Raw genomic sequence first — 7,801 nt, 5'->3', positions numbered from 1 at the left:
GTAAAAGATTTAAATTTAGAAGAAGAAATGGTATATAACGAAACGGGTATTTCTTACATATATTCTGATAATACATTACATCCAATTCCTTCTGACACTATATTTGGGATACCGATGAGTGTCGAGTCATTGTTCAGCAGTACGCTAGTATCAACGAAAGGGAAAATTGTTGCTTTAAAAGATTTCATAACAAAAAATAAAGAGTTTACAAAAGATACTTCACTTGCTGTATTTTTAGAAAGCTTTTTAGGGAAAGAATTAGTGGAAAGACAAATTGCCCCAGTGCTTTCAGGTGTATATTCCGGTAAATTGAATGAACTTACTATGGCATCGACATTACCGTATTTACTGGATTATAAAAATAAATATGGAAGTATTATTAAAGGTTTTGAAGAGAATAAAAAACAGTTTCAATCAGCCGGAAACAAAAAGTTCGTATCATTTAAAGGTGGACTATCTACGGTTATTGATCGTTTAGAAGAAGTGCTGACTGAGACTGTTGTTAAGAAAGGTGCTGTAACGACAGCTGTAAGGAAACAAGGTGATCGCTATGAAATCGCCTTTGCGAATCATGAATCCATCCAAGCTGATTATGTTGTTGTAGCAGCTCCGCATAATATTGCAGAAACTTTATTACAGTCTAATGAGTTAAACGAGCAGTTTCATACATTTAAAAACTCATCTCTTATAAGTATTTACTTAGGGTTTGACATACTAGATGAACAATTACCGGCGGACGGCACAGGATTTATCGTAACGGAAAATAGTGATTTACATTGTGATGCTTGTACATGGACAAGCCGGAAGTGGAAACATACATCTGGAAAACAAAAGCTATTAGTAAGAATGTTTTATAAGAGTACCAATCCAGTATATGAAACGATTCAAAATTATAGTGAAGAAGAATTAGTACGAGTCGCTTTATATGATATTGAAAAGAGTCTCGGAATTAAAGGTGAACCAGAAGTAGTTGAAGTTACAAATTGGAAAGATTTAATGCCGAAATATCATTTAGAACATAATCAAGCGATTGAAACATTACAAGAAAAGATGTTGAATCTTTATCCTAATGTATACTTAGCTGGTGCTTCATATTACGGTGTCGGAATTGGTGCGTGTATTGGAAATGGAAAGAACACTGCAAATGAAATAATGGCAACATTGCATGAAACGTCAAATTAATAATACATATATAAATAAAATGTCCCTCCGTTATGCTGGAGGGACATTTTATTTATTTCACTTGAATTGAGATCTTTTTATTTGTTGTATTATTCTCAGTAATTGTTAAGGTTATGTTCCCGGATTCTTTAAATGAATATGATGAGAGTTGATAGAGTTCTTTTATATTATGTTGCTCTTTTAAATTATTGGCAGGAATTAATGTAATGTTCGGTTTCCATGTTTCCTGTTTACCGGAAGGATAGTTTACTATTATTTTTGGATTATTTAATTGCATTGGTTTCCAAGAGGCAAAATATAGTTCAACTTCTGTATCTTTTTTTAGTAATTCTTCTGAGAAATATCCAACTTCTCCAACATTCCCGAAAATAGTAAAGTTTTGATTTTGTAGTGTGATATCTAAATGTTTAGGTTGATATGTTGCTGCGTGATAGATTCCGTATGAAAGAGAAAGAGTGGCTGCAATTAAAATGCCGATTGAAAAAGTTTTAAAGCTATTGCCTTTAAAACTAGTCATCATAAATGAGTTTGGAGCGAACTTTTTTGCGAATAAAAAAATGAGTAATATGAGTAAGAGGGACAAGCCGATGAATATATACATAGAACATTTACACCTCCACAATAAAATATGAAATTAACTATATTTTACCATAAATGTATGGGGAAGGGTGTTGTTTTAGAAGGGAAAAGTGATTACGGAATTGAAACTATAAGATATATTATTACGAGCGGAGTGATGGAAATGAAAATGATACAATTAATTTTAAAACTAGAGAATAAAGAGATGATCATAGTACTTTGATCATCTCTTTATTTTTCTATTCACGCAAAAGTAAGAAGGGTTACTCGTAGTTCGTATGGAATTAAGAGGATAAGCTTCTCTAGAAATATTTGATTAATGGGACATTGAGGACTTTCCTAATTATAAATACTTTTTCTGCTATAATGAATGTGTAGAAAGAAAGGAGTGATCCTGTGGCATTTCCTATATTAGAAACAGAACGTTTACGTTTAGTTGAAATAGAACAATCTTATTGTCAAAAAATATATGAAATTTTTTCATTGGATGAAGTAACATGTTATTACGGGATGAATTCTTTTACAGAGTTTGGACAAGCTTCACGAATGATTGAATCTTTTTCAAAAAATTACTTCGAGAAAAAGGCAATACGATGGGGGATTGTATTAAAAGAAACAAATACTTTAGTAGGTACAATAGGATTAAATAATTTACAGCTATGGAGTAAACGATCTGAAATTGGATATGACTTACATCCTCGTTATTGGGGGAAGGGTTATGCGTCAGAAGCGGCACAAGAAATTATTCATTATGGATTTCAAGATTTAGGTTTATTTAGAATTGGAGCTATTACATATCCTGAAAATGTTACTTCTTGTAAAATGTTATCTAAAATAGGCTTTCATAAGGAAGGGTTATTACGTGGATACATTCATCAAGGAAATAAGCAACATGATGCACTATTGTATTCTATAGTTCGAACGGATGTAGAGAATACAAATTTATAATAAAAAACCCCTCTTATAAAGAGGGGTTAAGTAAAAATTAACCTAATTTAGGTAATAAACGTTCTCCGCTTTTCATGCTACTTTTACATAAAGGGCATTTAGGCTCTTCTTCAAATGAAAAGTTCTTTCTCATCCATCCTAAACAATCATCTGCTTCACATTCCCAAACAGGTGTTTGTTCTGGTGGTACTTCTGCTACATCGTTCTTTCGATTGCGATACATATAACCACTCCTTTTATGTAAAAAATTTTAGTTATATATTAAAAAGGTTGTTAACCGAGCTGGTAACAACCTTTTTATTGTTTGAATTATAGCTTTACAACGTTTTTAGCTTGAGGTCCACGGTTACCGTCTTCAACTTCGAAGCTAACTTCTTGACCTTCGTCAAGAGATTTGAAGCCGTCGCCAGTGATAGCTGAGAAGTGAACGAATACGTCGTTACCGCCTTCAACTTCGATGAAACCGAAACCTTTTTCGCTGTTAAACCATTTTACTTTACCTGTTAATGTCATGGTAATGCCTCCTAAAATTTAAAAAGATTACAATATGATCGGCCTTATTTGAATGAAAAATAAAAGTTCACATATTATCAAAAACCCATAAGGAGTACAAAATGTTCCAGATTGATACTTGATAATATGCAAAGAAAATATAGTGTTAAATTGACCTTAATTACTATCTTACAACAAATGGTGGGAAATAGCAAGTGCTGGTAATACCAGTGAATAATCTTGGTGATAATAGTAAAACGCACAAAGTCATCTCTTTTATTTATATATTATTCCAAATTGGGGTTTATGCTAAACATTGAACATTTTTATTGGAAATTTGTGTTAGGAAAACGATATATAGTATAAGAATAGTGTTGATGTATTTGTTAAGGAGGCGAGAATATTGCAATTTAAAATAATTGAAGCAGCCAAAGAAGGAAGAAAAAAAGTTCATCCAATATTCGCTGTTATACTTGCAATTGTATTTTTAACTTTAGGTGAATTGTTCATGTTATTTATGTTGTTTTTACCGAAAGCAGAAACACTTTTAATGAAGGCAATTTATAGCGATATTGAGATGGTATTGACGTTTGGCGGTGCTATATTTTTTGTTTTTTTATGGATTAGATTTGTAGAAAAAAGATCAATTGCATCTATTGGCTTTTGGAGAAATCAATGGATAAGAAAATATTTGAAAGGTGCATTAATAGGTTTTGTCTTCATTTCAATACCAGTCATGCTACTTTTATTAACAGGAAATGTACAACTACAAATGCAACAAATTACACCAACCGCTATATTTGGAATTGTGGGGTCTTTAGTTGCTTTTTTAATACAAGGTGCAACAGAAGAAATCGTTGTTCGAGGTTGGTTATTTCCAGTCCTTTCTATTAGAAGCCGTATTTGGATTGGGATTTTTGTAACTTCTTTTTTATTTGGTTTTCTTCATTTACTAAATCCAGGTATTACAATTCTTTCAATTTCGAATATAATATTAGTTGGTGTATTTGCAGCTTTTTATGTTTTGAAGGACAGTAGTCTTTGGGGGATATGCGCGTGGCATTCGTTGTGGAATTGGGCACAGTTTAATATTTATGGTTTTGCAGTAAGTGGAATGACGATGTATTCTACACCACTTTTTAAACCTGTAACAAGCGGATCGGAATTCCTTCATGGAGGGTCGTTCGGAATTGAGGGGAGTATCATAACAACAATCATGCTTTCCATCGCTTCAATTGTTTTAGGGAGACAGTTATGGGGGAAAAAAGCGAAGCAAAGAGATGTAAGTTAATGAAAGTGGGAGAAACAATGGGGATTATAGCGTTTGAGGGAGCGAGCGCGGTTGGTAAAAGCAGCACGTGTCGTGAGTTAGAAAGAAATCATGGTGCTTATATTATACCTGAAGTGAATTTTTTATTTGAAAGACCAAAAAATGAGCATACAACCTGGTATTTTGAAAAACAAGTAGAGCGCTGGAAAATAGCTGTGCAGAAGTCAAAGCAGTATGAATTAGTAATACTTGATGGTGATATTTATCAGCCACTTAGTTATAATTGGTGTTTCCATTTTGATGTATTTAATCAGCCGTTATCTTTAATAGAAAACTTTTATAAAGAAAAGCTGATACATAGGGAAATTGGTTTTCCTGATCAATATTTTTATTTATATACGAATGATGAAGAACTTAGAAAACGGAAAGAATCTGACGAGACAAAAAGAAGAAGGAACTTTGAAAAACATTTACAAATATCAAAATCGTTTCAACGTTATTATGAAAATTTAAATGCGGTTACAGACGGGTATTGCAAAATGGTTGATGCGAAAAGTGTAAAATCGAATAAATTAACAATTGTGAAAACTTTAAACAATTTAAATGTGTCTGAAGAGAGCCGTTTTGATATTTCGAGGTTAGATGCGGTTACGAAGTGGTTAAAAGAACAACGTGCATAAAAACAACGAGTGCCTTATAAGGTGCTCGTTGTTTTTTTATGTATTATAAATTGATTTTAAAATTTGTAAGTTTGCTTCTTCATTTTTCTTAATGGCATTTGTGTATTTAGCTAGAAAGAGTTGAGAAGGATAAACCAGTAGTTCACCGCAAATATCAATACCATAGACATTTTTATCTCTAATAAGAGCGTGAATATATTTTAAAAGTGTAGAGAGTTTCATATGTCCTTGATCCCAATTTGTAATAGTTACTTTTGAATCTAAAAAATCTTTATCAACGCTTACATATATAGTGTTTGTATGAATATGCGAAAGTATTGTATGAGTAGATACTTCGTTTGACGTATCTATAGGGAACACCTCTACGCATGAATAATCATTAAAATGTATTGTTAAAGAAGAAGGTCCAATAATAATTACTTTCTTTAATTTGGGGTTATTTTGAAGAGCGAATGATACCCATGACCCGCAAGAAATAGGAGTATGTTCATTTGCTTCTTTTAAGTTCATGTCAGTGTGATGATCAAATAAAATAAGGGTAAATGGCTCAGCTATTTCTTTTAGTAGTAAATAAGATACAAAATGATAATTTCCAGAACTGATAAAAGTGATTCCTTTTTGCTTTCTACGATATAACTCTCGTTGTATTCGCATTAAAGAAGGAGTCTCGCAATACAGATTTGAGTGCTCTAAATGACTAAAATCAATATCTTCATGTGAATAAGAATGAAGTTTATTTTGTAATGAATATGTATCATCAAAGTTTAAAAAAGTTAAACCACTATACAATAAACTCATATTTATTCATCTCCTTTATATGTACGCTAGCATATATTTTTATAAATTTAAAATGAAATGCTTAGAGGTAGATTTGTATTAAAAAAAGATGAGGTATTTTAACAGAATAATCTTTCAATTAGTGTTGGAAAGAAATATAATATAAGGAAATATATATGTGTTTCAGGAAATAGAAAATACGAAATGGGATATGCGGGAGGAAACAAGCAAGATGAAAACACTATTTAAAATAATAGGTATAATAGCTGGTATGGCGGTAATTGGAGTAGGTGTAACATATGGTATGCTGTATTATCTGAATAATAGTAAACCAGCTGCGAAAAAGGCATCACCAGCTGCTCCAGCAGCAGAGGTACTAGCTGATAGTAATGTAAAAGCTGAAGATGCAAAGCTTTTAGAAAATGGCAATCATTCATTACCAAATAGCGGCTTTAATAAAAATTTCAAGTGGACAGATGAGAACATACAGACAGCTTTACATGAAATGGCACATCAAAAAACGAAAGCTGATCAAAAGTGGGGTTATATTTTTATCACACAAGAACGTATTGAAAGTTTACTTGATATTGTAAAGAGTAATGATCTAGTACAAGGAAATACATATGCAGACATTTTAGAGAGATGGAAACAAGGGAAATATGAAAAGATGGACGCGGATCACAATAAGATTTGGAAATTACAAAGCGGGAATTTAGGCGAAGGGAAAGGAGTACTGTCAGAAGCGGAACAAAAAGAATTAATCAATCAATTGTTTATGCAAAAAGGTACGTATTCAGGCAGTAAATTAATTGCAGGTGGGGGACAGAATAATAAATAAGATAATATTGGAGGAGAGTAATTGCTTTTTAGGCAATTACTCTTTTTTTGTGCACTTTTTAGTTTTCTCTAGTAAGGAAAGAAACGATTGTAAAACGGGTGAAATCCATCTAGATTTATGATAGATTACATGGCTTTGAATAACTGCTGGCGTTTCGATGGGCTGAAAACAGAGTTGCTCTTTTTCACAACTTTCTTGTACAACGATGTAAGGAAGAATTGAAATTCCTAATTCACACATCACAGATTGTTTAATGACTTCAACGTTGGAAGTTTCAAATGTTTTAGCTGGAATATTCCCGCTTTGACGTAAAAAATGATCTACCATGGGTCTATAGCCACAGCTTTGCTCTGTAAAGATAAACTGGGTATCCTTTAATAAACAAAATGGATTAGAGTGCGTAGAGTATTGGGGAGGCAAAATCCATCCAAATGATTCATTACAAAAAGTACGCGTAATAAAATCATTATGTTCCATACTTTCTCCAATTATGAAAATAACATCTGTTTCTCCTTCACGTAGCTTATTCATTGCATGTTCGTTTGTATTTGTTTCCAGTACGATATTTACTTTCGGATTTTCCTGTTTGTAAGTACGTAATAATTGTGGTAATCGATACACTGCTAATGATTCGTTAGATGAAATACTTAATGTTCCCTCTAAATCATCACTATTTTGAGGGATTTCTTGTGCTTTTTCATAAATAGCTAGTAATTCTAGGGCATAAGGGTGAAATTGATGACCTGCTTTTGTAAGAAGAACTTTTTTCCCTAATCGATCAAAAAGAGGGAGATGTAAATCGTTCTCTAATGCTTTTATATGCGCTGTTACAGTAGATTGCGCATACCCTAATGCTTGAGCAGCTTTAGAAAAACTACCATACTTAACGATGGCACAAAATGTTTTAACATGTCTTATTTCCATAAGCAATCCCTCTTTTAATATCATGATTTGTGAATGATTATATCACGTATTTCAATTTTCCAAATGGTTAAACTCTTTATAAAATAAAATTGTAGAAATATTCATTTAAGT

The 7,801-nt window shown here is 32.3% G+C and carries 10 protein-coding genes; 5 read left to right on the top strand and 5 right to left on the bottom strand.

Features of this window, described 5'->3' with window-relative positions; translation table 11 throughout:
• On the top strand, window positions 1–1,182 hold a 1,182-nt coding region (locus tag MR113_RS07350), incomplete at its 5' end, for a protoporphyrinogen oxidase (RefSeq protein ID WP_242252941.1).
• A 52-nt stretch (window positions 1,183–1,234) separates the two neighbouring features.
• On the opposite strand, the gene MR113_RS07345 is transcribed toward MR113_RS07350, so the two are convergent.
• Window positions 1,235–1,783 (bottom strand): hypothetical protein, encoded by a 549-nt coding sequence (locus MR113_RS07345; RefSeq protein WP_242252939.1) that lies wholly within the window; start codon window positions 1,781–1,783, stop codon window positions 1,235–1,237.
• 374 nt (window positions 1,784–2,157) lie between these two features.
• On the opposite strand from MR113_RS07345, the gene MR113_RS07340 reads away from it, so the two are divergent.
• On the top strand, window positions 2,158–2,709 hold the full coding sequence (locus tag MR113_RS07340; RefSeq protein ID WP_242252937.1) for a GNAT family N-acetyltransferase: 552 nt from the start codon (window positions 2,158–2,160) through the stop codon (window positions 2,707–2,709).
• 37 nt (window positions 2,710–2,746) lie between these two features.
• Here MR113_RS07340 and MR113_RS07335 read toward each other — a convergent pair whose 3' ends face one another.
• Both MR113_RS07335 and cspD read right to left on the bottom strand, forming a co-directional pair.
• Complete coding sequence (locus tag MR113_RS07335; protein WP_061679056.1) at window positions 2,747–2,932, bottom strand: cold-shock protein; 186 nt, start codon at window positions 2,930–2,932, stop codon at window positions 2,747–2,749.
• Between the two features lie 86 nt (window positions 2,933–3,018).
• Complete coding sequence (gene cspD, locus MR113_RS07330; protein WP_000176368.1) at window positions 3,019–3,222, bottom strand: cold-shock protein CspD; 204 nt, start codon at window positions 3,220–3,222, stop codon at window positions 3,019–3,021.
• Window positions 3,223–3,604: 382 nt separating this feature from the next.
• Between cspD and MR113_RS07325 the strand changes: the two genes are divergently transcribed.
• On the top strand, window positions 3,605–4,492 hold the full coding sequence (locus MR113_RS07325) for a CPBP family intramembrane glutamic endopeptidase (protein ID WP_242252935.1): 888 nt from the start codon (window positions 3,605–3,607) through the stop codon (window positions 4,490–4,492).
• Window positions 4,493–4,509: 17 nt separating this feature from the next.
• Window positions 4,510–5,151, top strand: coding sequence for a DEAD/DEAH box helicase family protein (locus tag MR113_RS07320; protein WP_242252949.1), 642 nt, complete (start codon window positions 4,510–4,512; stop codon window positions 5,149–5,151).
• A 36-nt stretch (window positions 5,152–5,187) separates the two neighbouring features.
• On the opposite strand, the gene MR113_RS07315 is transcribed toward MR113_RS07320, so the two are convergent.
• Window positions 5,188–5,949, bottom strand: a complete 762-nt coding sequence (locus MR113_RS07315; RefSeq protein ID WP_242252933.1) for an arginase family protein — start codon at window positions 5,947–5,949, stop codon at window positions 5,188–5,190.
• A 211-nt stretch (window positions 5,950–6,160) separates the two neighbouring features.
• On the opposite strand from MR113_RS07315, the gene MR113_RS07310 reads away from it, so the two are divergent.
• Entirely contained in the window at window positions 6,161–6,766 is a 606-nt protein-coding gene (locus MR113_RS07310) for a PRK06770 family protein (protein WP_073518292.1), read from the top strand.
• Window positions 6,767–6,802: 36 nt separating this feature from the next.
• Here the strand turns inward: MR113_RS07310 and MR113_RS07305 are convergent, their stop codons facing one another.
• Window positions 6,803–7,714, bottom strand: a complete 912-nt coding sequence (locus tag MR113_RS07305; RefSeq protein WP_242252932.1) for a LysR family transcriptional regulator — start codon at window positions 7,712–7,714, stop codon at window positions 6,803–6,805.
• Between the last annotated feature and the right edge of the window lie 87 nt (window positions 7,715–7,801).

It is taken from the genome of Bacillus cereus group sp. BfR-BA-01379 (assembly GCF_022663605.1).
GTDB classification, from domain to species: domain Bacteria; phylum Bacillota; class Bacilli; order Bacillales; family Bacillaceae_G; genus Bacillus_A; species Bacillus_A mobilis.
The sequence above is the reverse complement of the archived record's forward strand: the minus strand, read 5'-3'. Positions and strand labels throughout refer to the sequence as shown.

Bases quoted from the DNA above. Each gene is read 5' to 3' on its own strand.
- MR113_RS07335 (WP_061679056.1), bottom strand. From the start codon at position 2,932: ATGTATCGCAATCGAAAGAACGATGTAGCAGAAGTACCACCAGAACAA.
- MR113_RS07305 (WP_242252932.1), bottom strand. From the start codon at position 7,714: ATGATATTAAAAGAGGGATTGCTTATGGAAATAAGACATGTTAAAACA.
- MR113_RS07310 (WP_073518292.1), top strand. From the start codon at position 6,161: ATGAAAACACTATTTAAAATAATAGGTATAATAGCTGGTATGGCGGTA.
- MR113_RS07320 (WP_242252949.1), top strand. From the start codon at position 4,510: ATGGGGATTATAGCGTTTGAGGGAGCGAGCGCGGTTGGTAAAAGCAGC.
- MR113_RS07315 (WP_242252933.1), bottom strand. From the start codon at position 5,949: ATGAGTTTATTGTATAGTGGTTTAACTTTTTTAAACTTTGATGATACA.
- cspD (WP_000176368.1), bottom strand. From the start codon at position 3,222: ATGACATTAACAGGTAAAGTAAAATGGTTTAACAGCGAAAAAGGTTTC.
- MR113_RS07345 (WP_242252939.1), bottom strand. From the start codon at position 1,783: ATGTATATATTCATCGGCTTGTCCCTCTTACTCATATTACTCATTTTT.